This window comes from Burkholderia sp. Leaf177 (genome assembly GCF_001424345.1).
GTDB lineage: Bacteria > Pseudomonadota > Gammaproteobacteria > Burkholderiales > Burkholderiaceae > Caballeronia.
This window is the reverse complement of record NZ_LMPF01000022.1, coordinates 1-26,443: the sequence shown is the minus strand read 5'-3', so window position 1 is coordinate 26,443 and position 26,443 is coordinate 1. Positions and strand designations below refer to the sequence as shown.

Below are 26,443 nucleotides of genomic sequence, written 5' to 3'. Positions count from 1 at the left end.
CCGCACCGGGCGCGCTTCCTGCACTGCGCAGAGGGCCGTAGCCCCTCTTCCCAAACGCAGATTCAACGCCGGAGATACGAATGACACCAGCTGCGCTCGACAAGCGAATCCATTCCACATCGCCGCTCAACGCAGAGCCTGCACTCAAGCGCTTGATCGCCGGCATGCATACGATTCAAGACGACTTCTACGTTCGCAACCACGGCAATGTGCCGGTAATTGACGAGACGCTCCACCGGATTTCGGTCTCAGGCCGAGTAAGCCGTCCGATCAGCCTCTCACTGAACGATCTCAAAAGCCGCTTTGAGCGCGTTTCCGTCAGTGCGGTGATGCAATGCGCTGGAAACCGGCGTGCTGACCTGCTGTCGGTGAAACCCGTCTCGGGTGACCCGTGGGCACCGGGGGCGATTGGCAATGCGGTTTGGACCGGCGTGAGGCTCAAGGACGTGCTCGAATCGGCCGGCATCATGTCCGGTGGAGAAATGCACGTGGTATTTGCAGCGTGCGACGACTGCGAAGCAGAAGGCAAACGCTTCCGCTATGGTGTGTCAATTCCGGCGAGCAAAGCGCTATCCGGCGATGTGCTGCTTGCCTACGAAATGAACGGCGAAGTGTTGAGCCCGGACCATGGGTATCCGTTGCGCGTGGTCGTTCCGGGTTACGCGGGCGTGCGCAGTCCGAAGTGGCTGGCATCGATCGAGGTGCGCGACAAACCCTCGGACAATCACATGCAGCAACGCGAGTACAAATTGTTCCCCGCTTCCGTCGATGAAAGCAGCGCGGACTGGGAGAACGGGACGACGATCAACGATATGCCGCTGAACTCGGCCATTTGCGAACCGAACGAAGGAGCGACATTGTGCGCAGGTCCTGTCCGGGTCGCCGGATACGCCGTGGCGACGGGAACATCGGTAGCGCGCGTAGAAGTGTCGTCAGATGACGGGGTCACGTGGACACAAGCCGCACTCCACGTCGAGCCTGGCACCCCGTGGAGCTGGACGCTCTGGAACGCCGAGCTGGCGCTGCCGAAGGGCACGCATGAACTTTCAGTGCGGGCATGGGACTCGGCCGGGCAGACCCAGGTATCGCAGGTAGCCGATGTATGGAATTTCAAAGGCTATCTAAGTACAGCGTGGCATCGGATTACCGTCACCGCACAATAACGGAGCTGAAGCGGGCGGGAAATTGTTCATCGAGTAGTTTGACGAAAGCCTCCGTGCTGGGCCCAAACGACCGGCCTTTCAACCACACCACATGCAGCGAGCGTTTGATATCGACGCCGATGACCTTTAGCCTGACGAGATCGCCCCGCGCGATCTCATCTGCGACACTCAACGACGAAACATAGGCGATGGCTTGGCCCGATAACAGCATCCGCTTGATGGCCTCGGTATGGCTGACCGACATGAGTGGCGTCATCGACAAGCCTGCACGTTTATACGCCTCTTCCACGGCAGCCCGCGTTCCGGAGCCGAGCTCGCGCAGGATCACGGCTTTGTCGGCCAGTTCGCATGCGGCAAAACTCCGCTTCGCCAGTGAATGCCCGACTCCAGCCACCGCAATGATTTCATCCGCACCGATAACGTTAGCATCGAAGACGGCGGCATCGTAGGGGCCTTCGATAAAGCCCAGTCCGAAAGTGTGTGCCAGGAGTCCCTGTTCGACTTGTTCGGTATTGGCCACCGTCAGCTCCACTGTGACCTTGGGAAAAAGGACATTGAACCGCGCGATCACTGCGGGCACCAGATATACACCGACGGTCGCACTCGCCCCGATCAGCAACTGACCTGCAGTTAATCCCGCCAGTTCGGTCAACTCGCGTTCCGCTGCTTCCGACAACGCGAATATCCGGGTCGCATATTCCTGCAGCGTTTTACCCGCTTGAGTGAGCGCAACGCCTCGTGGCAACCGGTCGAAGAGGGTCACGCCCAGACGCTCCTCGAGCTCCCTGATCTCGCGAGTTACAGCTGGCTGACTGACGTGCAGACGTTGTGCGCCAGCGCTGATTGAGCCTGCGCGCGCGACTTCGTGGAAAGCCAGCAAGTGAACGAAATTCATGCCTATTTGATATGGGAGAGATACGTAATATGTATTTTAAGTATATCGACAATCTCGTTATTCTGGATACGTAGATCAACGAGGAGTCGACCAAGATGACCGAGACGCAGGTGAAATTACCGGAAAGAGCAGCATTTGATGCTTTAAAGCCGTTCAGGCATGTCACTCGCCATCGTGAAATCGTTCGGCAATTCACGCCCAATTGGTTTGCGTTGACGATGGGAACCGGGATCGTCTTTCTCGTCCTTCTCGCCGCGCCTTTTCGTTTGCCCGGTCAACACACGGTCGCGGAGGCGTTATGGATGATCGATATCGTGTTCTTCACTGTTTTTTCGATTCTTTTTATGGCGCGCCTGGTCCGGTTTCCGGAAACGATCAAGCCCATGCTCGACCATCCGGTGCAGTCGATGTTCTTGGGCGCGATCCCGATGGGGCTGATTCCGATCGTGAATGGTCTAAGTGTGTTTGGCCCGGAGCTTTTCGGCCCGGCAGCACTGAGCGTGGCGCACGCGTTGTGGTGGATCGACGCAGGACTGGCGGTATCGATTGCATGTCTCGTGCCGTATCGCATGTTCACGACGCAGCAGCATTCGACCGAACAGATGACTGCCGTCTGGCTGTTGCCAATCGTTGCACCGGAAGTGACTGCGTCCAGTGCCGGCGTGCTCGCTCCGCATCTTTCGCACACTGCCGCGCAGTTGCTGGTCGGAACGGGTTATGTGCTCTGGGCGATTTCCGTGCCCCTTGCATTTTCGATCCTGACAATCGTGTTTTTGCGCCTCGCGCTTCACAAGCTTCCGCATCGCGATACGGCGGCTTCATCGTGGCTGACACTGGGTCCAATTGGCACCGGAAGCCTCGGTCTGTTACTGCTCGGTCAAGCTGCGCCTGCCGCATTTGCCGGCACGGCGCTCGAACAAGTGGCAATCGTGGCTAGAGACTTCGGACTGCTAGGCGGCCTGCTTCTGTGGGGCGTGGGCGTGTGGTGGCTCGTGATTGCCGTCATCCTGACTGTGCGCTATCAGCGCGAAGGCATGACGTTCAACATGGGATGGTGGGGGTTCACGTTTCCGATCGGCGTGTACACCGCTACGACCTTCGCGCTGTATCGGCTCACGCAGTTCTTTCCATTTGCAGTCATCGGTACGGCGCTTACGGTCGCGCTGATCGGGTTCTGGCTGATCGTGGTGAGCAAGACGCTCAAGGGAATGTGGCACGGCAACCTCTTTCAGGCACCTTGCCTCGCAACGCCTAGGAAATGAAACGGTTGTTCCGGGCGGATCGGAGTGAGCCGGAGCAGGGCGAAGATGCTTAACATGGGATTACTCCAGGACCAGGCACCCGTTGGCGCTCTATGAACGATTTCGATGAAGAACCCGTGGCGCCTTCAGAAGCACGTGAGTCGCTTCGGGACCCGGAGGCGCTTCAGCGACGAATCGCGCTTCTCAATCAAGCGCATATCGGCCCCTTGACGCAATACGCTGACGCGCTGTCCGCGCGAAGCAATGCAGTTCCCTATTTCGATCCGCTTGACGGCGGCTGTGAGGCCAAGGTGCTTGTGCTTCTCGAGTCGCCGGCAAGACTTGCGTCTCGCCCCCGGTTTGTATCGCTGGACAATCCGGTGCCCGCGCAACGAAACCTCAAGCGCTTTTTTGGTGAAGCAGGGCTGTCTCGCCGTCAGACTGTATTGTGGAACGTTTTCCCTTGGCTGCCGGCGCTCAATGGGCCGCGCCAAACTTTGACAATCAGTGAGATTAAGCAGGGCATCGACGAATTGCCATCGTTGATCGGCCTGTTGCCTGATCTGCGCGTGATCGTATTGGCAGGTCGCAAAGCTCAACGCGCGTTCTCTATGCTCAAACAGTTGCCGGGCTCTCCTGTGATTCTTACGACGCCTCATCCAAGTCCTCTCGCCGTGTGCCGATTCCCGAACGTTGCGACAAACATAGTCGAAACGCTCGAGCGGGCCGCACAAGTAGCCGCGTCCCGATAAACGACGCAAGCGGTGCAGGCGCAGACGTTTGGCTTGCCACAAGTGGTAAACCCTTTGTTTGAAAATATCTGGGAATAAACGGCCCATAAACGGCGTTCGCCCGTTGCCACTTACCTAATCAGGAACATGCACGATGGCTTCGAATTCCCCGGACTGGCTAGCCGCCACGCTGTCGTTAGCTGGCGCCCTCATTTTTCTGCCCGCAAGCGTTGCCGCTTTTGCGGGCGATGCACCGACGGATGCTTCGGCCGCGGAGGCTTCATTTCTATCCGAAAACGATACGGCGATGTCGACCATGATGACCAATATGGCGGTCAAGCCAAGTGGGAATATCGACAATGATTTCGTGGCGATGATGGTGCCACACCACCAGGGCGCTATCGATATGGCGCGCGCCGAACTGCAATACGGAAAGAACGAGCAGTTGCGCCGCATCGCGCAAGAGATCGTGGTTGAGCAGCAGCAAGAGATCGTTGCGATGCATCTGGCGATCGGTTCGAGCGTTTCAACGTCAGCGACCGGCACTGCGGGTAGCGCAGACCGGGCGTCCGATATTGCACATGGAAAAACGCAGTCCCCTAAACATAACAGCATGTCCATGAAAATGAACCAGGAGCCACAATGAACCGCATTCCCGCAGTCTCGACGCTTTCAGCCCTGATCGCGCTCGTCTTTGCATTAGTTGCCCTCGCAGGGCAGGCACCTGGAAAGGCTTCTGCCGCCGACATACCCATCAGCCATCAGGATCGCGTCTACGCGGCCGAGCAGTTTTCTAATACCGTTTCCGTCATCGATCCTGCCAGCAATACGCTAGTCGGCCTGATCAAGCTCGGCGATCCGTCGCCCGGCAATTTCAGCCCGCTCTACAAAGGTCAGGTGCTGGTTCATGGCATGGGCTTTTCGCCGGACCACAAAACGATCGCGGTGGTCTCGATCGGCTCCAATTCAGTCTCGTTCATCGATACCGAGACCAACGCGGTCAAGCACGTGACGTATGTCGGACGGTCCCCGCACGAGGCGTTCTTCACGCCCAACGGCAAGGAGGTTTGGGTCACGGTGCGAGGTGAGAATTACATCGCCGTGCTGGATGGTTCGACCTACGAAGAGAAATCTCGCATTGTCGTGCCGGCGGGACCCGGCATGCAGATCTTCTCGCCTGATGGGAAATACGGGTATGTCTGCTCGTCGTTCAATCCGGAGACTGTCGTGATCGATGTCGCGAGTCATAAGATAGTCGGCCACGTTACGCAGGCCAGTCCATTTTGTCCGAATATCGCCGCAACGCCTGATGGCAAGCAGGTGTGGTTCACTTTGAAGGATACGGGCAAGACGCAGGTATTTAACGCCCGACCACCGTTCAATATCCTCAAGACGATCGATACCGGTCCGATCAGCAATCACGTCAACTTCGCACGCAATAGCAACGGCTCTTTTGCCTACGTGACGATTGGCGGTACCAATGAAGTCAAGGTGTTCAAAACCGATGACTTCTCCCAGATCGCGACGATTCCCGTCGGAAAACTTCCGCACGGCATCTGGCCATCAGGCGACGGCACACGCATGTACGTCGGTCTTGAAAACGCCGATGCGATGACTGTGATCGACACGTTGACGAACCAGGTGATTGCCACCGTGCCAATCGGACAAGCGCCACAAGCGGTTACCTATGTACCGAATGCCGTTCGAATGGGTGATGGCATCCAGAATACGCAGCCGCTCGGTGTGGCAGGCAAAGCGGCGCATCTGACGATGACGGCGGTGGGAGACTCGCCCACGTCAGCAAGCACAACCGCGCCAACGAGCGTGTCACTTTTTGATCAGGGCTTAGTTCAGGTATTGCAAGCGTCGGTCACGGGACTGCAGCCCAAGAAACCCTATGTCATTGCGCTTTCAGACCACCCTGATGGAAGCGGCGAGCTGGAACCGTTGGCGAACTTCATGAGCAACCCGGCGGGTTCAGCGATCGTCAACGCAATCGGGCAAATCCGTCAGATCGTCCAGCCAGAAGCGAACAGCGCCGCAAGCACGCAAAGATATCTGGTCATTGCTCCGCGCGACGCAGAAAAAATCGGCACCGCCGTTCAACTGCAGTCGAATTAAAAATCGAAGCTGTTCGAATCAAGCAAACACGGGCGGCGCAACAACTACTTATATCGTTAATGGTAGCGCGCGGGCGCCGGCCCTACGTAAGTTGTGTTCAACATTATCCCGGCAACTAAGGGAATGGCGGTTGCACACCACTTAACCGCCGCTTACATCACGCTATGCGCTGAGACCGCTTCGGGTCGCCTGCTGCCGATCGGCGTCAGGCAGTGACCGGCCATAAGCGGCCGGTCGAGGTCGTCGTCCAGTTGGCTAACGGAGGCCTCGTCCGCCCTTCCCGAATCACGGTTGTTCGGTAAGCTAATTCCCTCGCGCACTGCCTCGAGCCGCCCAAGAGCGAACCTTCCTCTGTTCAGGCAAGCGCGGGGTAGTCGAGGTAGCCTTCGGGCCCCTGCGTAAACCACAACACCCCCTTATCGGCCGCCAACGGAGCGCCTGCGCTGAAACGCTGCGGCAAGTCTGGATTTGCGATGAACGGTCGGCCGAAGGCGATGGCATCCGTCTCGTCGCTGGAGATAGCCGCCGCCGCGCGATCGAGACCGTAATCAGAATTCAGGATGGTCACGCCTGCGAATGCCCTTCTGATGGCAGGCGCGAAGGGCGGTCGATCGGATGCGCCGAAAGTCCCGTTCATCGGCGGCTCGCGAGGTTCAAGATGCGCGACGCCGAGCGCCGACAGTGTCCGAGCCGCAGCGACAAAAACGGGCTCCGGATCGCTGTCGCGCACACCCTGGTCCGTGCCGTTGGGCGTGAGCCTCACCCCAGTGCGGCCAGCGCCGGCAAACTCGATCACCGCCTGCGCAACTTGCTTCAGCAGCCGGACGCGATTTTCGATGCTGCCACCGTAGGCGTCGTCGCGGAAGTTGGTGCCGTCGCGCAAGAACTCGTCGATTAGATACCCGTTGGCGGCATGCACCTGCACGCCATCGAACCCGGCGCGCAGTGCATTTCGCGTCGCGCGGCGAAAATCCTCGAGGAGCGCAGGCACTTCGTTCGCGTGCATGGGTCTGCCCGCGACATAGGGCTGCTTGCCGCTATAGGTATATGCGTGTCCCGGCGCTGTCGTGCCCGAAGCCGATAACGGCTGCGCGCCGCCATTGAAGCTGGGATGCACGGTGCGGCCCATGTGCCAAAGCTGCGCGATGATGCGCCCGCCGGCCGAATGCACGGCGTCGGTTACACGCAGCCAGCCTGCAACTTGTTCGTCGGACCAGAGGCCCGTTGCGAAGGGCCATCCCAACCCCTGCTGCGAGATACCGATCGCTTCGCTGATTATGAGTCCGGCGCTCGCGCGCTGCGCGTAGTACTTCGCCATGATCGTCGTCGGCAAGTGATCTCGCGTACCCCGCGCGCGAGTCATAGGTGCCATGAAGATGCGATTGGGCGCTTCGATGTCACCCAGCCGGGTCGGGTCGAAAAGCGTGGTCATGTCTTTCTCCGTTGGCTGTGGGGTTACACGAGGCGCGCGCCGCCATCGACGTTGAGCGTCGCTCCGTTCATGAAGCCGTTGGTCATCAGGAACACCACGCCCGCGCCGGCTTCGCTGGCGGTGCCGAGACGATGCAACGGCAGCGCTTCCTCCATGTTTGCCACGACCGTATCGCGCGCGTCACCGAGCGCCTTACGCAGAATCGGGGTGTCGATCGGACCGGGCGACAGCGTGTTGACGCGCACCGGCGCCATTTCTAGCGCCAGGCCGCGCGCGAGCGCTTCCATCGCTGCCGATGCCGCCGCGAGCACCGCGGTGCCGTAGGCGTTCGGACGGTCGGCGAGACTGCCCGAGACGAACGTGATCGAGCCATCGGCGCTCAAGCGGTCTCCTAGGGCGCGAATGACGTGCACGGCCGCCCAGATGCGTTCCTCAAACGCGTTCCGGAGATGGGCGACGTCCGCCTCGCGCACCGTCCCCGCTACGAAGGTGCCGGCCAGCAAGACCAGGTGATCAACCTTCGGAATGTCGCTTACCGCCTGCTGCAGCGCATGCGCGTCGGTCACATCGGCTGCGCGCCATCCGGCGAAGCCATGCTGCGCGGCGACGCGTTGAGTCGTATCCGCCGATCGGCCCACGACGATGACTGCGGCGCCCGCGCGCTTCGCCTGAAGAGCCGCATCGAGCCCGATGCCCGACGTTCCGCCAAAGATCAGTGCTATCTTGCCTGCCAATGCGCCGTTGGCATCTTCCGTGGCCTGTGCGTCCTGCGCTTTCGTATTTGCGTTCATGTCCTTCTCCTGTTTGCCTTCGCCGGTGTGGCGTCGATGGAAGAAGGTTAATTCACGAAACTGTGCTTGATAATCGGGCCGTCGTTCGCTTTAATGATGCCATCATGGAACAAATCGTCGTAGAAAGACTGACTGGTCTGATTGCTTTCGCGCGTGCCGCATCGCTTGGCAGCTATACGGCCGCGGCGCGTTCGCTGTCCGTTTCGCCATCGGCTATCAGCAAGAGCATCCAGCGGCTGGAGCAGCATTTCGGACTCAAGCTGTTCAGCCGGACCACGCGCTCGCTGACGCTGACGCCGGCGGGACGCGATCTTCTGGAGCGCACGCAACGCTTGTTGCGCGAGGCGGAAGGTATCGAGCAAGGCGTCGCCGCCGCGCGCGCGGAGCCGGCCGGAACGCTCAAGGTGACGGCGCCGCTGCCCGTCGGCGTGAACATCCTTGCGCCCGCGTTGCCTGCTTTTCGACGGCAGCACCCGAAAGTGACCGTCGATGTGCGCCTAAGCGATCGATACGTCGATCTGATGGAGGAGGGCGTGGATGTCGCCATTCGCGTCGGCGATCCCGGCGACACGCGGATGATCGCGCGCCGTCTCGCACCGCATCGGATTTGCGCGTTCGCGTCGCCGGAATATCTGCGTGAGCGAGGCGTGCCGCAGCATCCGAACGATCTCTTGCAACACGATTGCGTGAACTTCAGATATCAGTCGACGGGCCAGGAGGCTGCGTGGCCATTCAACGTGGGAGGCAAGCTCATCGAGTTCACGCCCGCGTCGAGCTTGATTATCGACGTCAGCGACGCGATTGCCGCGACATTGGCGGCAGGCGCCGGTATCGGGATTTCGACGACGTATATCGCGGCGCCATTCGTTCGACGGCACGAACTCGTCCCTGTGCTGCATGAGTTCGCCTACGACAGATTCCATCTGCATGCCGTGTGGCCCGAGAGCCGGCGAAGCAATCCGGCGGTGAGAGCGTTTGTCGGATTTTTGCAGGACATCTTTCCGTCCCCTGCGCCTTGGGACGTACTGGTGCAGGCTCACGCTTCCTAGTGCTTGTCGTCGAGGAATACGCGGTCATCGGTTGGATATGCGCTCCGTCACACGCTCGTCCCTCGTCGCATTGAATCTTTGCGCCTTAAGTGAGCTGCTGAAAATTCTCCATCGAAGTCGATGAACACACGCGTCTTCCCGGGGTTGAAGCCGCCGCAAAGCCTAGTAAAGGAGAGTCATGCCTGCGTCTGAATGCAATTCGGGCAGCAAACGTGTGAGCTTGCCGCCGGCCAGATGCAGCAGTACGTCGGGAAGCGCCAGCATCGCGACACCCAGACCAAGTCTGGCGGTTTGCGCATGGAGGCCTAATCGTTCATCACATGTCGACGATCACCACAAATGGTTACTCGTACGATCTCGGTTATAGTTTTGTGCGCGCAAGCTCCAACCTACTGAAGAGCGACGGAGAGCGTGAACGGCCGCTTCGGGAAACCACGGCTGGCCGTTGTGGGTCGGTTTCTGCCAGACGCAGCCCCGATCAGTGGCGCTTACTCTGCCGGTTCAACGCCGGGCGGGGAACGGCCACAGATATTTAACTGATCGGCCAAGGCCTGGCACTCAGCGCGGTTCAGCGGCCTGCGACAAAGCTTGCGTGTCGATATATTCCCGGATGTTCGTCACCTTGTCTTGTTGAAGAGTTATGGCGAAGACCCAATTGTCCTCCCAAGTTCTATTCGTGGCCTTGATACTCCCCTTGGCGAAACCGACTACGAGTACCCGGTCTCCTTGCGCTATGAACTCATGAAACTCCATAACGGAAGTCTCCATTGATTCGGACTGCTTTTGAAGTAAATCTGTCAACCCAACATGTCCGCGGTGCGTGCCAGCCAGCGGCCAGCCCTCGCCGGGAATGACCCATTCGATATCTTCGGCAGACAACGTTCTAAGATTCTGTATATCGCCGCGGCCCAAGGCTGCAAAAAACTCCCGCACGACCTGAACGTTCTCATCGATGCTCATGCCAATCTCTCCAATCCCTTAACGTTGGGGTATCCGATATGACCGGACACGCTCTTGAACGGTGGGTTAGCTCAGAACGGCGCCGGTTCAGCCAATATCGACGTTCAAGGCAATGTCCCAGGTCCCCGCGCCGTTTTTTGCCAGGCCAATCATCATCAGGCCAACTGCTTCGAGCGTCTGCGCCATCGGTAGGCCGCCTACATCGAGCGGACGAAGACCGAGACTTTCAAGGAAGGTCGAGACCGCTGCCTTGGACATGGCATCGTCGCCTGCGATAAACGCATCGAGACGTCCGCCTTTGGCAAGTACATGACCGAAGAGGGTATTGAAAGCTTTCACGACATGCGCGCCGGCAGGCAGGCCCTTGGCAGTTTCTTGCGCAGCGGAACTGCCGTGTGGAGTGACGAGACCCGAGAGGTCGGAGGCAACAGGGTTGGCGATGTCGATGATTACCTTGCCGTCGAGCGCCTCCCCGAAGTCGGCTACGACTGCCGCAGCATTGGGGTACGGTACCGCAAGGATGACAATGTGGCCTGCTGGCACCACGCCATACTTTGCCGTGCTTGCTTTGGCACCGAGCTGGCTCGCCAGTGCTTGTGCTTTCGCAACGTTGCGTCCGATCACTTCTATCGTGTGTCCAGCCTGAGCGATGCGGCCAGCGATCGCAGTCGCCATGCCCCCCGATCCAATAATACTTATGGTGCTCATGTGTAGTGTCCTCAAGTGTGACGGTCTGGCTGTTTGCCGGAATCGTGTGACCCGGCTCAGTGCGGGTGGATCGATTCAGCCAGCAGGAAAGTAGTGGCCGTTATCCATGTCTTCGAGCAGTCCAGGCTGTACGGGCTCCCAGTCGAGGACTCGGCGAGTAATGGCGTTAGACGCTGGAAAATCAGCTGTGACTACGGCAGAGAGAAACCCGAAATAGCCGGGTACCATCAGCTCGTCAGCGGGAATGCTCGCGGTGGGCATGCCTAATCTAGCGGCGATCCCTTCAGCAATTGCGCGGAATGGGATGGCTTCGTCCGCAACTGCGTGCCAAGTCCTACCGGAAGGTCCCTTTTCCAGCGCGAGTCGGAACAAAGAAGCCAGATCGCGAATATGCACAGCGGGCCAGCGGTTCTGGCCGTCGCCGGCGTAGGCGACAACGCCTTTCTCCTTCGCCAGCCCGATCAGAATCTGGAGAAACCCGACGCGATCACTCGCACTGTGTGCAATCGGAGGGATTCGCACGACGGAAGACCGGACGCCCTGATTTGCAAGACCAATGACAGCGCCCTCCACGACATTGCGAGCCCGTAGCGTGCCTGCGTCCAGGGGTCTGGTGGGAAGGGCGAGGTCATCCTCGGTTGCCGGTCGGCCCAGACTGACCGGCGCGACGACAGGTGCTTCGCGTCCTACGTTCATGGGTGCGCCAATGCTACCTGCGACGACCAAAGGCTTGCCAGTACCCGCCATCGCCTCGCCAAACGCGAGCACGATCGCGAGCTCCGAGTCGCCCAAGGCGGCAATCCCGCCGGACGCAAGCAGATCGGCACGATATCCGACGTGAACGACGCCGTCGGACTCAGCTGCTGCCGCCTTGAGTCCTTCAAGGTCGTCAAGGTCACCACGACGCGCTTTGGCGCCCAGGGCGGACACTATAGCCGCAGTTTTATCCGATCGGGCGAGAGCGGTGACTTCGTGCCCGGCCGCGACGAGTTCAGGGATGATGTGGGAACCTGCGTGACCGGTCCCGCCAGTGACGAAAACTCGCATGTAAGTAATCCTTATGAAGTATTGAAATGAAAAAACGATTATTGACGTTGAACTCAGTCAAGAAGGCTGATGCCCAGCGAGAAGTTGGTGTGTTGAATCGAATGAGCGACGAGGCCCAGCGTCAGCAAGGCGACGTGCTCCAGCGATCGCGCCATTTCGAGCGAGCCAGTGTCCATCGAGCGCAATCCGAGACTTTCGATGAACGCATAGACCCGCGCCTTCGCGTTGACGTCATCCCCGGCAACAAAAACAGCCAACGTGTAACCTGGGACTGGACCTCTCGCCAAGACATGACAGAACTGCGCGTTGAAAGCCTTGACGACAACCGAATCGGCAGGGGCAACTTTGACAATCTCCCATGCGCCGAAACTGTTCACGGGCGTCACAAAACCCTTGAGGTTCGAGCTGATAGGATTGGTGATGTCAACAAGAAGCTTTCCTCCTAACGCTCTGCCGTATTGCCTCACCACTTCGAGAACGCTTGAGTAGGGGACCGCGAGCACGACTATGTCCCCAGCCGGTGTCTCACCGAACGTGCCTGTCATTGCGCCATCACCAAGCTTTTGGGCGAGCGCTTGCGCCTTCGTCGCATCACGGCTCATTACCTCGACGGTGTGTCCGGCTTTGACGGCAAGGCCTCCAATCGCTGTGGCCATACCTCCCGCGCCGATGATGGTGATCCTGCTCATATGAAATCTCCAAGTGAGTCTGCTACTAATCAAATCGCCTACAGACCATGCTAACCATATCACTTGCAAAAAACAAGTAAAAGCGTGATATTTACTTGTCTTATGCAAGTGATGTTATTATGTCTCTCATGAAGATAACGCTAAAAGATGAGCTTCGGTCCCACTGTGCGGTGAACTACGGCGTGGAAGTTTTCGGCGACCGCTGGTCACTTTTGATTATTCGCGACATCGTATTTGTTGGAAAGAAAACGTACGGTGAATTCCTGAAATCGGAAGAAGGAATCGCAACCAATGTCCTTGCTTCGCGTCTCGCATTTCTAGAAGAGCAGGGCATACTGTCGAGGTCGCCCAACCCCGAAGATAAACGCAAGGACTTCTACACGTTGACGGAGAAGGGGTTGGACCTCATCCCTATCGTAATCAGCATTGTGATCTGGAGTGCAAAGCACGATGCGAAGTCTTACGTGCGACGAAGTAAGGCACTTGTCGCGCGCTTGAGCCAAGATCCCGCGGGAGTGAGCGAAGAGGTGAAAGCCTTGGTCCGGAATGGGGGTTGCCTTTTTCCTGAGGGCAAGGGATAAACGCAATTTTTGCGCGAAATGGAGGACCTGCTTACGTTGCGGCCGTGCAACACGGAGCGAAGCGTGTATTGAATGTCCGAATATATTTGCTGGCAGCCCTATGTGTTTGGAGAATGCCCGCGACTGCTTAGGGTCGATCACGACCAGTCGGAGTCGTCGGACAGAAAATCAACTAACGGTCTGGCCGACCCATTTCATCATCACACAACTGAGGTGTTGCTACCGGGTCTGTTTCGTCATCAAAGAGCCGGCAATCCGATCGGACTAGCAAAGAGGGATAGGCGGGAAGGGGCTGCACATCTCAGATTAAAAGGCTGCCAGCAACGCGATGGAGTTGATAATTCGTGATTGTTCTGGCATTCAGCTCGATGAGCTTGGGAGGATACTCCTAGCACGCTACGAGCGATCAGTCGTCAATACGCACAACGGATTCGCCGACGTAAATGCGGCCTCGTGCAAGGACCTTCGCCGTTATGCCACCAAAACCTCGCGTCGCGTTGTAACCGCCCACGCCAAGCGTTTCTTCAAGACGCGAGCACGGATGACATTCTCCCGTCATCTCGAGCACCGCATCACCGATGCGAAACTTCCGGTCTTTCAACGCCAACAGATTGATGCCGCGCGTCACCAGATTGCGACGCAGGCATTCCGGAGCAAGCGTTTCCAGCCCAAGATGACTTGCGATGGCTGCGAGACTCTCGGCCTGGATGAGCGTGACTTGCCGTATTCCGGAATCGCGACTGTAGTGATCGCCTCCTAGTCCATCGTGCGGATCAAGGATCGTTTCGTCAACCGGGCGCATAGAGGAACGGCGCTCGGGCCGCGCCCCGATCCAAATGAGCACACCGGATCTGATGGGCGCATTGAAGAGGCGGGTGAGCGAAGACTGTGGGTTGAGCGGCATAAATAAAGTAAGCGTTAAATTGAGTGAAACGGACTAGGTCGCCTTGAATGCATCCCGGAACTGTCGAGCTCGTTCTACCTCGTCACCGTGCAGATAGGTGGACGTTGTCGTTATCGATGCATGACGGAGGTTATCTCGAACGGAGGTCAGTTGCGCGCCGCGTGTAAGCGCATGGGTCGCGTGCGTGTGCCGCATCCAGTGCGGGCCGGCCAGCCGCAGTTTTACCGCGAATGCTGGTTTTTCCGTTTCGATCAGGGCCGCTGTCGTCTCAAAAAACCGTTTCATGATCGCCCACAGCCGCACAGTGCTCAGCCCTTGGCGATCGCTTTCATTCAGGCCGGCAATCAACGCGATTCCGGGTGTCCAGCGCTCGGGCGACACGGGTAGGCCGCGCTCCACCAGATAGCGTTCTAGCGCCCTGCGAGCAAGGGGCGGCAGCGCCACTTTTCCCGCTTTCTGGCCCTTGCCGACGAGTTCGACCCAATGATCTCCCTGTGCATCGGTGCGAATGTCCCTGAGCGTCACGTTCACGAGCTCGCTTGCGCGCAGCCCCGTGGCGTAGCCGAAATCCAGCACAAAGCGCAGTCGCTGGGCCGCTGCTGGTTTCCAGCGATACGACCATTCAAGTCCGTCGGCGATGGTGCGCAACAGTTGCCACTCGCCTTCGGTGAATGCGTGCGATGCGTCGAGCGCAGCGCGCTCCGTACCTTTCACCTTCACGCCAGAAAACGGGTTCGCGAGCACATATCGTTGCTCGATCAGCCATCGATACAGCGCACCCAGGACCATCAGCGAATAGGCCACCGAGCGCGGCGCTAGGTTGCCCGTAAAGGGCCGCCACTGCGGTGACGTACGCGCGCGCGTTGGACCAACCCATCGATCACGGGGCGTGGGCCGGCGCAAGAATGCGCGATACGCAATCGCATCTTCGGTGGTCAGGGAAGAGAGCGCCCGGCCTCGTTCGACGATCGCCCAGAGGATGAGGCGCTCGGCTTCCTTCCGATAGGCGCGTTGCGTCGAGGGTGACTCGTGCAGCGACAACCACGTTTGCACCGCGTCGTAGTCGTTGTTGGCGTCCAGCGCGCAGCTTTCTCGCGGCGCTCTGAAGACGCCGCATGATCCGTCGATTTCATGCGGCAGTCGCACGTTCTCCCAGGGCACCACAATGGGAGACCCCGTGGACTTGATCAATGCACGGGCGCGATCGGTAAGCGCCGAGTGGGCGGCAAAGAACGCTTCAATCTGTTTGGCGCTGGCTTGTCCGAGCTTGGGAATGGCTGTCCACCATTGCTTGCGCCGCGGGATGCGAAGCGTGAGTTCGGCGAGCGTCATGATGCCGTGAGCGTGAAGCGCGTGCACGGCGCGAGGCGGCAGCCAGCGGGCAATGTCGTCAGTAATCGAAGGTATCGCCACTGTGGCGACCCGAAGGGCCTCAATGCCCTTGGCAACAAGCCGTGCGTGCTTGACGCGTTCGGTCGTGCGGTGATCGAAGAGTTTGGCAAGGTCGTCCCGATGACGGGCGAGGGCACAGCGTACAAGCTGGCGCCGAATCTCACTGAGCACGCCGCGTGCGGATGTGCCGTAGGTGAGCCGATGAGGAAGGTAACGAACGACGGCCTCGCGTGTGGGCACACCTTCATACCAGCATCGCAAGGCGGCAAGCGCATCGTCGCCGGGCAGATCGATAGTTTGTACCAATAATTGGGGATATATCAAAGGTCCGTGCGTTTCCATAAGCACGAGTTTAGCGTAAAGGAATAGCTATTAGGATAAGGATAGTTATCTTAATAGCGCTGAATTTCTTATTTTTTCTTCACTAGTTTTCATGTTTGGCCATATATCAAGGTGGGTTAAGAGCCCATCCAGCGCTTGTTCAACACGGTGCGGTTACTGCTTATTGCTTATCAAAAAGAGTAGGTCGCTTGCCTAAGAAATACGAGTTTCCTAACCCATAGGTTTTATCGCAAATTCGCGAATGGCTTGCATACGCCTTCGTCGTGGCCTGGAAGCGACTAACCGCAATCTTCCCTACGCCAACGATATTGCGCTGATAATGTAGCTACTCCGTACAAAATACGAGGTGGCAATGTCGAGTGTGGTTCACAACCTTGAAGCAAAGACATCCAGATGGACTGGCTGGGCCGCGTGTTTTGTGACGATCTTAATGCTTGCAACGGCATTTGCTGGGGCCTTCGGGACGCAGCGTCTCTACAGCAGCGAAGCAGACGTGGCAAAGTCGCATCGCTTGCATATCGGGTTAGAACGGTTGCTTTCGCTGCTTCGCGATGCCGAGACAGGCCAGCGCGGATACCGTTGTATCACGCCGACGGAGCGCGCCTCTCGCAAGCGGTCGCGAATCTGCTTGTCAACGCGTCCAAATACTCGGCGCCTCGATCGACGATTCGGCTCAGTATCGTTGTGGGAACACAGCACATTACGATATCCGTTGAAGACGAAGGTATCGGTCTATCCACGGATGATACAGAACGGATCTTCGAGATGTTCGCTCAGGTCGGCCGGACAAATGATCTGTCGAAAGACGGCCTTGGAGTAGGCTTATCGCTGTGTCGGCAGATCGCTTTTCTGCATGGTTGTCAAGTGTCGGCCACGAGCGCGGGCCTAGGTGCCGGCAGTGTGTTCACCATCAGCTTGCCGTTAAGCGATACGGTGGTGAGTGCGCCCGAGACTGAGATTGCGGCGAAAACTCTAATAGCTGAGCGCTCAGGAGTACGCGTGCTTGTTGCCGATGACAACGAAGACGCAGCTGAAGCACTCGCGACACTCTTAAGGCTAAGCGGCTACGAAGTCAGCGTGGCACATGACGGCGAGCAGGCAAGCCGGGTAGCCGCCAACGAACAACCAGATATCGCCCTGCTAGATATTGGAATGCCAAAGCTAACCGGATATCAGGTGGCCCAACAAATCCGCGCTCAATCTTGGGCTAAACGGCCGTTACTGATAGCAATCACGGGCTGGGGTCAGCCCGAAGATCGACGAAATTCTGCCGCGGCGGGTTTTGATAAGCACTTTACGAAGCCGGTCGATTTCGAGACGCTTGCGCAAGCAATAGCTGAAGCCATGTGAATTACCGAGAGTTTAAGCAGGGAGGGTGATGATAAAGGTCGTCACAGCAATCTGTTCGTGCAGCGGCCGTTGTTTGATGTGTTCTGTCAATTCGCAATTCAGAACGCTGTGTAGCCGGATCAATCCACGAAGCGACAGGCCCTTTTTGAATATCGAGTGCCTGGTAAAGGCGGGGCTTTACAAGCTGGACGCAATGTGGCCGGCTCTAACAAGGATCTTATCTTTTGGGCTTGCTAGAGGCTGCCAGCTACGTCCAATGATCGCCAGTAATCTTTGTCACCTCTACTTTCTTCAACACCTCGTCCACGTTTAATGAAAAGATGCCGGCTTCAGCACTCCCCATCGACGATTGCGAAGTCCCTTGTTATCGGTTAGTACCCCGGAGACGGATCAGCATTTCGTCCAACTGTGCAAGGTCCACTGGTTTTGATAAATGGCCATCGAAGCCGGCCGCAAGCGCTGCAGCTTTGTCGGCATCGCTTGCGTATCCGGTAAGGGCAACGAAAGTGGGGTTCGGTATCAAACTAATATCGCGGATGTTCGCAACAAGCGTGTAACCATCCACGTCTGGCAGTCCAACGTCGCTCAGCACGACATCCGGCTGGCGCTCCGTCACCATAAGAATTGCGTCGGCTGCGCAATAAGCGATCCGAGTCGTGTGTCCAGATAGCTGATAGTAGAGCGCAAGAGCGTTAGCTGTATCAACGCTGTCTTCGACGATCAGTAAGTCAAGCGATCGAACCGGGTGGTCGCTGGTCCCGCTATGGTCAGGCGCCGACGTGGCCGGCAGCACCCGCTTCAATTTAAGTATGAATTCGCTTCCCTTATCAATGCCATCGCTATGAGCGTTAAGTGATCCGCCATGCAATTCAGCCAGCCGCTTAGCAAGAGGAAGCCCTAACCCCATCCCTCCTTTCGCGCGGTCTATCGGTTGCTTGGATTGCCCAAAGATCTGAAAAATTTCTTGCATGTCTGATGCTGCTATTCCGACACCGGTATCCTTAACCCTAATCGTGATGAAGTCGTTCATGGTTTCGACGTCAACGAAGATTTGACCACCTGGCGCTGTGTACTTTGCTGCGTTCAGCAACAGATTTGAAACGATGAGCGGGCACTGGATCCGGTCTGCGCAAACCCAGAGGTCGTCCGACAGAGTCACGGTAACGAGATGTTTGCGTTGGGAGATGACCTCAGCATTTATCTCTAAAGCTTGGTCCAACAGTACTTGGATCTGTAACGGCTCAAGCTCGAGTTCGATTGTGCCGAATGAGACAAGCGATGCCGACAATAGGTTGTCAACGATCGCCCCCATGAACTTCACGTGTTTATTGATAATTTTTTGGCACCATGCACGCTGCTCGGGCGTTATCTCCGGGCGGTTCAACAACTGCACAGCGCTCAGTATAGGCGCGAGCGGTGCACGGAGTTCGTGGGCAAGCATGGCGAGGAACTGATCGCGGCTGCCTTGCGCTTGAAGTATCAAAGCACGGCTGTTGGAGGCGCTGTCAATATGTTTGACGACTTGCTCCGCAAGCAGCCGCAACATGTCTATCGTTGCGGCATTCGGCATGCATGACTTCCGATCCATGACACACAGCGTTCCTATTGCATGGCCGTCCGAAGTTTTGAGAACGATCCCTAGGTAGAAGGCGACCTGCCGTTCTCCAATCACCTCTGGATGCTGTGAAAATCGCTCGTCGGCATGCGCATCCGTAATCAAGAGCAGCGCACCTTCGTCTAACGCGCTTGCGCACAGTGATTGATTGTGCGGCAGACTCTTTGGCTCGCCACCCCACGCGGCCTTGCACCACGTTTTTGCGCTATCGACGATGTTGATAAAAGCAACCGGCACGCTCATCATTTGAGCGGCTAGCCGTGCCAATCCGTCAAAATGTGTAGCAGCTTCCTCGTTGACACCGAGTGCCCGCAATTTCGCTATTCGGATCGGATTATTTAGGATAGCGGCGGACGTCATTATTTAGCATTCGATAGAAGGTAAGTTGACGTCGCAAACCGCGTGCCGAAGCGCTTAATTTTTATAACGGTAGCGGTTCTGCAGCCAGCCGCAAAAGATGTTTTCGCAACCTTCTACGTCGGCCACCTGCGAAAATGCGGGCATTGGTGGACAAAAGTAGCATCTAATATGCATATGGGGTTCGGTCAATAAGTCGGCGCTGTTTCGCTTGCCGGCAACAATCACTCGTTTGTCCATAGCGTATTGTTTGGTTTTGGCAAACTTGCCACGTTAAAATCGAAGTGTCCGCCCGGGGACCGAACTTCAACGTGATTTACAAGGAAAGCCATGACGCAACAGCAAGCGCTCAAGAATTCTGAAGCTGATGCTCAGGTAGCCACCGGAATACAGGGTCTTGACGAGGTGCTCAACGGAGGGTTGACCGCAAATCGCATCTATCTGGTGGAGGGCTCGCCAGGTTCGGGTAAGACCACGCTTGGTTTGCAGTTTCTTCTAGAGGGCGCGCGCCGCGGGCAAAAAGCGCTTTACATCACATTGTCAGAAACCGCTGCGGAGCTAAAGTCAGTTGGCGCTTCGCACGGATGGTCTTTGGATGAGCTTGCCATCCACGAACTCGTAAGCGAGGACGGTCTCGAGCCAGAGGCAGAGCAATCGGTATTGCATCCGTCGGAGGTCGAGCTTGGTGAGACCGTAAACGACGTAATGAACAAGGTACGCTCAATACAGCCGGACCGAGTAGTCTTTGACAGCCTGTCTGAAATGCGTCTGTTATCGCAAAATGCGCTGCGATATCGCAGGCAGGTTCTGGCTCTGAAGCAGTTCCTTGTCAACAAGGGTTGTACGGTACTGCTCCTTGACGACAAGACGTCGGAGCCAGGCGATCTTCAGCTGCATAGTATCTGTCACGGCGTCATCTCATTAGATCAGGTCCTGCAGGAATACGGTTCGGAGCGTCGGCGTCTTCGAATTGCTAAGATGCGGGGCATCGACTTCCGTCGCGGCATGCACGATTTCGACCTAGGCCACGGGGGAATTACGGTTTATCCGCGGTTAATAGCGGCTGAACACCATCGGGCATTCTCGAATAAGGCCGCCTCTACCGGTGTTGCCGAGCTTGATACGCTTCTTGGCGGCGGATTAGTTCCGGGCACCAATACATTGCTAATTGGTCCATCAGGCGTGGGCAAGACAACTACGAACACGCGTTGCGTTCTCACGGCCCTGGAGCGAGGCGAAAAGGCCGTCTATTTTCTCTTCGACGAGACGTTGGCCACGATGCTTACCCGTTCGAAGTTACTCGGCATGAACCTCGAGCCGCACATCGAATCGGGCCGTCTTACGATTCAACAGATCGATCCGGCGGAGATGACACCGGGCCAATTCTCCAGCCGGCTTCGTATTGCAGTCGAGCAACACGGCGTGACCATGGTCGTCATCGACAGCTTGAACGCTTATCTCCAATCGATGCCGGGCCAGCGTTACCTGCTGCTTCAAATGCACGAACTCCTTAGCTACCTCAACCAGCAGGGCGTGACGACATTGATCGCGCTTGGGCAACACGGTCTTATTGGCAATGTTGAGTCGGAAATCGACTTAAGCTACCTTAGTGATTCGATCATTCTTTTTCGGTTCTTTGAGTCGACTGGCAAGGTGCTGTCGGCGATCTCTGTCTTGAAAAGCCGAACCAGTGCCCATGAACGAACAGTTAGAGAGTTTCAGGTCGGCGTGAATGGAGTACAGGTGGGCGCGCCACTTTCAGACTTCGAAGGCGTGCTGGCGGGTTTGCCAAAATATTCGGGTGACGTACCTCTTCTCGATCCTCAAGTGCGCGCGGAGTAAGACTTGTAACATCGAGCGTTGATATGGGCGCCACGGGGGCGCGATGCGCAGGTGATCGAGCAGCTGCTATCAGTTCACAAGTTGGGGAGCGTGGCCTGTATAGATACGAACGGATTGCTTGAGGCCCTGAGTCAAGGAGCGGCGGTTGCGATCGTCACTGAAGAGGCCATCGACGCAAGCGCATTGGCGTGCTTAGAACAGTGGATCGGAGCACAACCTGTGTGGTTCGATTTTCCTTTCGTCGTTCTGACCGCTAAGCGTTCGGTTAAGGCATCAACCTCATTGCGGGACATGTCACAACCCTTGGCAACGTAATCGTGGTCGAGCGTCCTGTCAGCGGCGATACGTTGGCGAGAACTGCACTATCGGCATTAAGGGCTCGCCGCCGCCAATATGATGCGCGAACTCTTCTAGCAGACCGCGAAATGGCGGCCGAAGACTTACGGCAAGCGGACCACCGCACGGACCAATTCCTGGCAATGTTTGCGCACGACCTGCGTAACCCTTGCAGATTCAATACGCCAATTCTGCACTGCCCCGCATGTTGTGGCACGCGTAACTTGCGCTTTCATTCGCACCAGTGATCTGCGCGCGAGGTAACGCTCAGACTGGCGGCGCTGTCGTTTGACGCGGTTTGTGTCGCAGCGGCGTCGCGAAGCCGGATAATCGTCTGGCGCGAAGTGCTGAGACTCCTTGCAACTGCCGATACGGTGCTGCCCGCCGCGAGCGCGCCTAGCGCCTGTTGGCGTTGCGATGCAGACAGGGACGCTGGCCGGCCTTGCGGTGCGCCGACTTGCTTGGCCAGGGCCGCAGCGTCGAGCGCGCGGGCGCGCTTGGCATCGCGTTCCAGTTCTGCGGCGAGTTCAAGCATGCGCACAGGCGAGCTGTCGCCCGGGACACATAGATCGTTCCGGCCCATTTCCAGGCAGATGGCATGAGCGCGTTTTACCGCGATGGCATTAAGCATGGACACCACGTCACTGATGCCGTTGCCGAGGTAGCCTAGGCGCGAGAAGACGAGTGTATCCCCAGGTTTTATGCGCCGGATAACTTTTTGCAATGCCTGACGGGACGCGGCGGCCATCGCGTTGCTGCAGTGATCGACCAGCACTGAGCCCATGTCGACCAGGAATCCGGCTGCATCGATCTCAAACAAGTCCCTCTCGCGGACCGGGCGATCGCCGCTTGTGTTTATATAGATGAATAGGGTCACAAATTACCCTCCAAAGTATGCCTAGCTCATTTGCCATGATGCGTACTTTTCGTCTGGCGCGAGCCCGCAATTTTCAGCGCATGTTAACAAAACTGCGGTGCTTATCGTGCAAATGTTGCATTGAAAGCTTGCAGAAAACGTCCGGAAGATACTGAAGACATAGCGAATTCAATGTTAGTTCGTACCGCCACTCATGTCATTTGACAGGACTGCGAAACACTAAATGGTCAAAATAGTTAATGCGGCTTGCTGTTCGATACGGTCGCGACGGGTCGCGTATAGCAATAAGCGCACTTAATCAACGTAGGTGCTCATGGGGCGCACCATCTCGGTAGGCCACCACGAAGGAAACAACAGGCGCACTTCGGAGCGGCCGAAGCGGTCATGTTATTTGGCGATAGGGGCGTAGAAATCGTTCAGAATCTCATACAGCTTCCAGACAGGACATGGCCGCCGACATAGCCCATCGAAACCCATGTTTTTTAGGGTCTCAGCACTTTCTTCCTTCGCGATATCACGCATCGCAATCCATAGACGTGCGGAATACTGCGGATCCGATCTCATAGCGAGCGTGAAAGCATAATCGATCTTGTTTTCGAACCTGGTATCGATAAAAACGACCGAGGGATCCCAAAAATCGAGTTGTAGGTGAAGGCTTTCGAGGTCGGGCGCGTACATGCTCGAATTGCCCCGCAATCCGAGCATCAGGACAATTGACTCGCCAATGGAAGGATCCGTATGAGCAACGAGCACCTTTCGCTGTATGCCAGGCTGGACGGATCTTTTTTTGTTCCAGACCGAGAATTCCGTCTGGTCGTCGTGTGGTAGGCGTTTGCTCATTTTCTCAAAAACCGGGATTAACGTTCGGAGCGCGCGGCGGTGCAAGACCTGCACAACTGAACGAAGAGCCCAATTTCGAGCGAGTAAGACATCTTCCTACGGATTTGGTCTAGTGTCGATGAATAGCGACGTGATCGAAGCCGCAACGACAAACAACAGTGTTCGTTAAACCTGTGACCTGCAGGCGTCCACGGTTCACACTTTGAGCTAAAACAATTTTTCAATCTATGCAATTAGCACAAATGTTGGCTACTGCGAAATCATGGCTGCGAACGTGTGAAAACCTGTATCTATGTCGTGCTTGCCTGTCATGACTCAATTAGAAAGAAGCTGTCCAGCAGATCTGCGATCTGCCACATGGGACATGGCCTGCGCGAATGTCCGTCGTACCCTGCATTTTTAAGGGCCTCGACAAACTCCTCTGGAGCAAAATTACTCATCGCAATCAGCAGTCTTTTAGTCGCTCGCTCGCTCGTGCCTAGCTCTCTTGCGAACTCGTAGTTTTTGGTTGCCCCGACACGCGTATCAAGAAGGATCGCATGCTGATTGGAACCGACAATATCCCCTCGCGCGGCAAACACGTCAATTGCGAGCGTCGCCGAAAATCCCTTTAGGCCAAGGAGGTATGCGATGGTGTCGCCGACCATCCAGTCCGAGTGGATTACAAGTATTCTTCGTTCGTTTTGACCGACACGAATCGACTTGTGGTTCCACAACGCGCATTGAAGGGAACTGCCTTCGTAAGCACGAACACTCATTATGACTCCGCGTGAATGAGCCGCTTACGCGGGGTGCATTGGAATTGTTCACGTCGCAAACATTTGGACAAGACGCTGGGTAGCAGCCTGGCACGTATGGACAACGTGCTCAGTTCTCCCCGGCAAACCGCATTTCGACTAATGTTGAAAGTTCATGGGGCGGCGTAGACCCTATCGCATGAAGCATTCGCGAGAGCGCCAGACCAAGATTGCGATGTCGCCGCAGTTGCCGCGCGGCATGAACCGAGACGGAACCAATTTTGTCAATGCCGCTTGCATCCTTTAGCACGAACTCGAAAACATGCTGGGCACCATTGGGATGATCGTGGTGAACGCTGTACGCATCGATTCGGGCTTCGATGATGTTCAAATGGTCTTCGCTAAGATCGATCATCTTGATCCTCTCAAGACAATCGCTGCGGAGACGGGCTCAGCAGCATAACGTGTGCGGTAACGGTTGGTATTGCGGTTTGGCTTTTCAGATGTACACAGGACCATCGTTGTGATTTCAACGCGTTCAAGCGCTTCATATCTGTTTTCAACGTATGACGGAACAACAACTACAGGGTCACCCAACGCGTTCATAACGTCTGTTAACTGCTGGATCAACGCACTGGTTTTCATAGGAATCTCTCAGGTTCCAATATTTCGACGCGAGAGGGTATTTACCCTTACAACGCGCTTATAGCTAGCCTTCCATTTAAAAATGGATTTTTGACCTCGGCCGCATAACTTTAGTGTACGTCGCAACTGCTCAGTCAAACGAGCAGCCACAGGCGGTAAGTGGGAAGTTGTTTTTTTAAGTAGGACGACTCTTAAATAATCTTAAAGCTGGTACATTCCGCGTCCGATTTAAATCAGCAATTGATCTAGAATCGCAGGACTTCAAGCAATTTTATGTGACTTTTCGTCCGCATTGGATGCTTTAAGTACAAAATGTTGCAAATTTCTTATTTATCAGTTAGCCGTGTATCTAAACAAGAAGATGAGTGAAGAAGTCAATCTCTATCGAACGAGGCCCAAAATAAGTAGATCTGCCCTATGGAAAAGCTGTTTACCTATAAAAGATGTTCGAGATAAAAAATTCGCTTTAAGATGCGGAGCAGCAGCTATAGATCGATGTTGGAAAATATCAACGAATCTTCAACGTTCTGCAATTAACTCCTTTTATATGCAAAACGACGAATCCCGCCAACTGACTGATGCTGAATGGATCTTTGTCAGGGACGAGTTGACCAAGGTAGGTGCAGCTTACTGTCGGCACCGCCGCCTACGGTGCATGATCGATGCGTTGCTTTGGTTAGGAACGTACAAGACAAGCTGGGCGGGCTTGCCATCCCGATTTCCGCCTCACGCGGCATGCTACGGCGCCTTTTACAGGTGGCGTTTGGCCGGGCATATTCAACCGATTTTCGCAGTGCTTAATGCACCTTTGCCCGAAGCGCAGGCGCCTGGGGTAAAAAAGCGCCGTGAAGACATTCTCACGCCTCGCTCAGATTCGCATTGGATCGTGTCAAAAGGTGACTAGCGGCGGCTAATCCTATCAATACGAAAATCGTTGCAAACGATCGTTTTTTGGACGTCCGACGCTCAACGCGCAATTACCTTTGTGCGTCTGATAACCCAACAATTTCTCCATATGACCTTTAATTTAATGGCTTTATACATAAGCGGGGAGTTAACACGTACAGTGATCCTTGGATTTAATGGATCATTGATATTGGGAATTATGTGGCGACCTATAAAGAGCTCAGAGAGCAAGCAGACGCGCTTTGCCGTCAAGCGGACGAAGCAATGCGACTTGTTCGCGCCGAGATGTTAACTCTCATTCTTGGGGGAATTAAGGAATTTGGATTTACCGCAGAGGAGCTAGGTTTTGATCAGAATGCGGGCAAGGAAAGTCATACCGAAGATAGTATAGGTGCGCCACGCAAAAGGACCCGCGCCCCAAAGTACCAAGACCCTTTAACTGGGCGTACCTGGACCGGCGCAGGTCGGCAACCGAAGTGGATTGTTGGTAACAAGGCAAAATATCTAATCAACATTACAGACCGCTAATAAGCCCTGATCACACCTCCTGCCGTCCGCGACGCGTGGGGTATCCGAGCCTGGGTATTCGTTCTTTTCGTGCTAGATCTGGCGGTTATCTCTGAAGCACCTTAATTTATGGGCTGCCAAGAGGTTCCGACTTTTGTCCGAAGGCTCAAAATGCGTCTGGATAAAATATCTGCCCGTGATTAAATCGCGCCACCTTGACGGGAGGCGGAAATGCCAAGCTAGAATTTCGTTATATGGGACAGGATCGCCTGCCCGCTCGACTATCGGAATTCGACGTGGAGCGTTACTTCGCGTTGACTGACAGCGACATTGCAGCAATCAACGAGCGCTTTCGACGCGATCGGCTTGCCGGCGTTGCCATCCA

26 protein-coding genes are annotated in these 26,443 nt (G+C 56.3%); 11 read left to right on the top strand and 15 right to left on the bottom strand.

The annotated features are described in order from the left end of the window. The first annotated feature begins 80 nt into the window (after positions 1-80). Complete coding sequence (locus tag ASG35_RS19045; protein ID WP_056361049.1) at positions 81-1,163, top strand: sulfite oxidase; 1,083 nt, start codon at positions 81-83, stop codon at positions 1,161-1,163. Here the strand turns inward: ASG35_RS19045 and ASG35_RS19040 are convergent. Then, complete coding sequence (locus ASG35_RS19040; RefSeq protein ID WP_056361046.1) at positions 1,150-2,058, bottom strand: LysR family transcriptional regulator; 909 nt, start codon at positions 2,056-2,058, stop codon at positions 1,150-1,152. The genes ASG35_RS19045 and ASG35_RS19040 overlap by 14 nt on opposite strands. A gap of 95 nt (positions 2,059-2,153) precedes the next feature. On the opposite strand from ASG35_RS19040, the gene ASG35_RS19035 reads away from it, so the two are divergent. From ASG35_RS19035 to ASG35_RS19020, 4 genes are all read left to right on the top strand, one after another. After that, on the top strand, positions 2,154-3,320 hold the full coding sequence (locus ASG35_RS19035) for a TDT family transporter (RefSeq protein WP_200945755.1): 1,167 nt from the start codon (positions 2,154-2,156) through the stop codon (positions 3,318-3,320). A 92-nt stretch (positions 3,321-3,412) separates the two neighbouring features. After that, positions 3,413-4,051 (top strand): uracil-DNA glycosylase, encoded by a 639-nt coding sequence (locus tag ASG35_RS19030; protein WP_082508471.1) that lies wholly within the window; start codon positions 3,413-3,415, stop codon positions 4,049-4,051. A gap of 133 nt (positions 4,052-4,184) precedes the next feature. After that, positions 4,185-4,676, top strand: a complete 492-nt coding sequence (locus ASG35_RS19025) for a DUF305 domain-containing protein (RefSeq protein WP_056361043.1) — start codon at positions 4,185-4,187, stop codon at positions 4,674-4,676. Beyond that, positions 4,673-6,151, top strand: a complete 1,479-nt coding sequence (locus ASG35_RS19020) for a YncE family protein (RefSeq protein ID WP_056361040.1) — start codon at positions 4,673-4,675, stop codon at positions 6,149-6,151. Before ASG35_RS19025 ends, ASG35_RS19020 begins: the two co-directional genes overlap by 4 nt. Before the next feature lie 355 nt (positions 6,152-6,506). On the opposite strand, the gene ASG35_RS19015 is transcribed toward ASG35_RS19020, so the two are convergent. Further along, positions 6,507-7,583 carry an alkene reductase gene (locus tag ASG35_RS19015; protein ID WP_056361036.1) on the bottom strand — a complete coding sequence of 359 codons (1,077 nt, stop codon included), beginning with the start codon at positions 7,581-7,583 and terminating at the stop codon, positions 6,507-6,509. A 23-nt stretch (positions 7,584-7,606) separates the two neighbouring features. After that, positions 7,607-8,374, bottom strand: coding sequence for an SDR family oxidoreductase (locus ASG35_RS19010; protein WP_056361033.1), 768 nt, complete (start codon positions 8,372-8,374; stop codon positions 7,607-7,609). A gap of 104 nt (positions 8,375-8,478) precedes the next feature. On the opposite strand from ASG35_RS19010, the gene ASG35_RS19005 reads away from it, so the two are divergent. Then, positions 8,479-9,423, top strand: a complete 945-nt coding sequence (locus ASG35_RS19005; RefSeq protein WP_056361031.1) for a LysR family transcriptional regulator — start codon at positions 8,479-8,481, stop codon at positions 9,421-9,423. A gap of 558 nt (positions 9,424-9,981) precedes the next feature. On the opposite strand, the gene ASG35_RS19000 is transcribed toward ASG35_RS19005, so the two are convergent. The 4 genes from ASG35_RS19000 to ASG35_RS18985 form a co-directional block, all read right to left on the bottom strand. Beyond that, positions 9,982-10,383 (bottom strand): nuclear transport factor 2 family protein, encoded by a 402-nt coding sequence (locus ASG35_RS19000; RefSeq protein WP_056361029.1) that lies wholly within the window; start codon positions 10,381-10,383, stop codon positions 9,982-9,984. Positions 10,384-10,470: 87 nt separating this feature from the next. Then, the gene (locus tag ASG35_RS18995; RefSeq protein WP_268761132.1) at positions 10,471-11,106 is read right to left on the bottom strand and encodes an NADPH-dependent F420 reductase; all 636 of its coding nucleotides are present in this window, start codon (positions 11,104-11,106) and stop codon (positions 10,471-10,473) included. A 60-nt stretch (positions 11,107-11,166) separates the two neighbouring features. Beyond that, positions 11,167-12,138 carry an SDR family oxidoreductase gene (locus ASG35_RS18990; RefSeq protein WP_056361020.1) on the bottom strand — a complete coding sequence of 324 codons (972 nt, stop codon included), beginning with the start codon at positions 12,136-12,138 and terminating at the stop codon, positions 11,167-11,169. A 53-nt stretch (positions 12,139-12,191) separates the two neighbouring features. After that, on the bottom strand, positions 12,192-12,827 hold the full coding sequence (locus ASG35_RS18985; RefSeq protein WP_056361018.1) for an NADPH-dependent F420 reductase: 636 nt from the start codon (positions 12,825-12,827) through the stop codon (positions 12,192-12,194). Positions 12,828-12,955: 128 nt separating this feature from the next. On the opposite strand from ASG35_RS18985, the gene ASG35_RS18980 reads away from it, so the two are divergent. Next, on the top strand, positions 12,956-13,408 hold the full coding sequence (locus tag ASG35_RS18980) for a winged helix-turn-helix transcriptional regulator (RefSeq protein WP_056362071.1): 453 nt from the start codon (positions 12,956-12,958) through the stop codon (positions 13,406-13,408). Between the two features lie 406 nt (positions 13,409-13,814). Here the strand turns inward: ASG35_RS18980 and ASG35_RS18975 are convergent, their stop codons facing one another. Beyond that, on the bottom strand, positions 13,815-14,210 hold the full coding sequence (locus ASG35_RS18975) for an MOSC domain-containing protein (RefSeq protein WP_235527609.1): 396 nt from the start codon (positions 14,208-14,210) through the stop codon (positions 13,815-13,817). Between the two features lie 135 nt (positions 14,211-14,345). After that, positions 14,346-16,046 (bottom strand): site-specific integrase, encoded by a 1,701-nt coding sequence (locus ASG35_RS18970; RefSeq protein ID WP_056361015.1) that lies wholly within the window; start codon positions 16,044-16,046, stop codon positions 14,346-14,348. A gap of 579 nt (positions 16,047-16,625) precedes the next feature. Between ASG35_RS18970 and ASG35_RS18965 the strand changes: the two genes are divergently transcribed. Beyond that, positions 16,626-17,396, top strand: coding sequence for a hybrid sensor histidine kinase/response regulator (locus tag ASG35_RS18965; protein ID WP_056361012.1), 771 nt, complete (start codon positions 16,626-16,628; stop codon positions 17,394-17,396). A gap of 364 nt (positions 17,397-17,760) precedes the next feature. Here the strand turns inward: ASG35_RS18965 and ASG35_RS18960 are convergent, their stop codons facing one another. Further along, the gene (locus ASG35_RS18960; protein WP_056361009.1) at positions 17,761-19,371 is read right to left on the bottom strand and encodes a hybrid sensor histidine kinase/response regulator; all 1,611 of its coding nucleotides are present in this window, start codon (positions 19,369-19,371) and stop codon (positions 17,761-17,763) included. A gap of 327 nt (positions 19,372-19,698) precedes the next feature. Here ASG35_RS18960 and ASG35_RS18955 point away from each other — a divergent pair, with 327 nt between their 5' ends. Then, positions 19,699-21,210 (top strand): ATPase domain-containing protein, encoded by a 1,512-nt coding sequence (locus ASG35_RS18955; RefSeq protein WP_056361006.1) that lies wholly within the window; start codon positions 19,699-19,701, stop codon positions 21,208-21,210. 568 nt (positions 21,211-21,778) lie between these two features. On the opposite strand, the gene ASG35_RS18945 is transcribed toward ASG35_RS18955, so the two are convergent. From ASG35_RS18945 to ASG35_RS31475, 5 genes are all read right to left on the bottom strand, one after another. Further along, complete coding sequence (locus ASG35_RS18945; RefSeq protein ID WP_056361000.1) at positions 21,779-22,366, bottom strand: recombinase family protein; 588 nt, start codon at positions 22,364-22,366, stop codon at positions 21,779-21,781. A 444-nt stretch (positions 22,367-22,810) separates the two neighbouring features. Continuing rightward, positions 22,811-23,263: a hypothetical protein gene (locus tag ASG35_RS18940; protein ID WP_056360997.1), complete on the bottom strand. Its 453-nt coding sequence runs from the start codon at positions 23,261-23,263 to the stop codon at positions 22,811-22,813. A gap of 308 nt (positions 23,264-23,571) precedes the next feature. Further along, positions 23,572-24,021: a hypothetical protein gene (locus tag ASG35_RS18935; protein ID WP_056360994.1), complete on the bottom strand. Its 450-nt coding sequence runs from the start codon at positions 24,019-24,021 to the stop codon at positions 23,572-23,574. Between the two features lie 109 nt (positions 24,022-24,130). Then, positions 24,131-24,415 (bottom strand): hypothetical protein, encoded by a 285-nt coding sequence (locus ASG35_RS31480; RefSeq protein WP_156393257.1) that lies wholly within the window; start codon positions 24,413-24,415, stop codon positions 24,131-24,133. Continuing rightward, positions 24,412-24,645 carry a hypothetical protein gene (locus ASG35_RS31475; protein WP_156393256.1) on the bottom strand — a complete coding sequence of 78 codons (234 nt, stop codon included), beginning with the start codon at positions 24,643-24,645 and terminating at the stop codon, positions 24,412-24,414. The genes ASG35_RS31480 and ASG35_RS31475 overlap by 4 nt, the downstream gene beginning before the upstream one ends. A gap of 361 nt (positions 24,646-25,006) precedes the next feature. Here ASG35_RS31475 and ASG35_RS32770 point away from each other — a divergent pair, with 361 nt between their 5' ends. Both ASG35_RS32770 and ASG35_RS18930 read left to right on the top strand, forming a co-directional pair. Continuing rightward, on the top strand, positions 25,007-25,549 hold the full coding sequence (locus ASG35_RS32770; RefSeq protein WP_156393255.1) for a transposase: 543 nt from the start codon (positions 25,007-25,009) through the stop codon (positions 25,547-25,549). A gap of 266 nt (positions 25,550-25,815) precedes the next feature. After that, complete coding sequence (locus ASG35_RS18930) at positions 25,816-26,079, top strand: H-NS histone family protein (protein WP_235527650.1); 264 nt, start codon at positions 25,816-25,818, stop codon at positions 26,077-26,079. Positions 26,080-26,443: the final 364 nt, after the last annotated feature.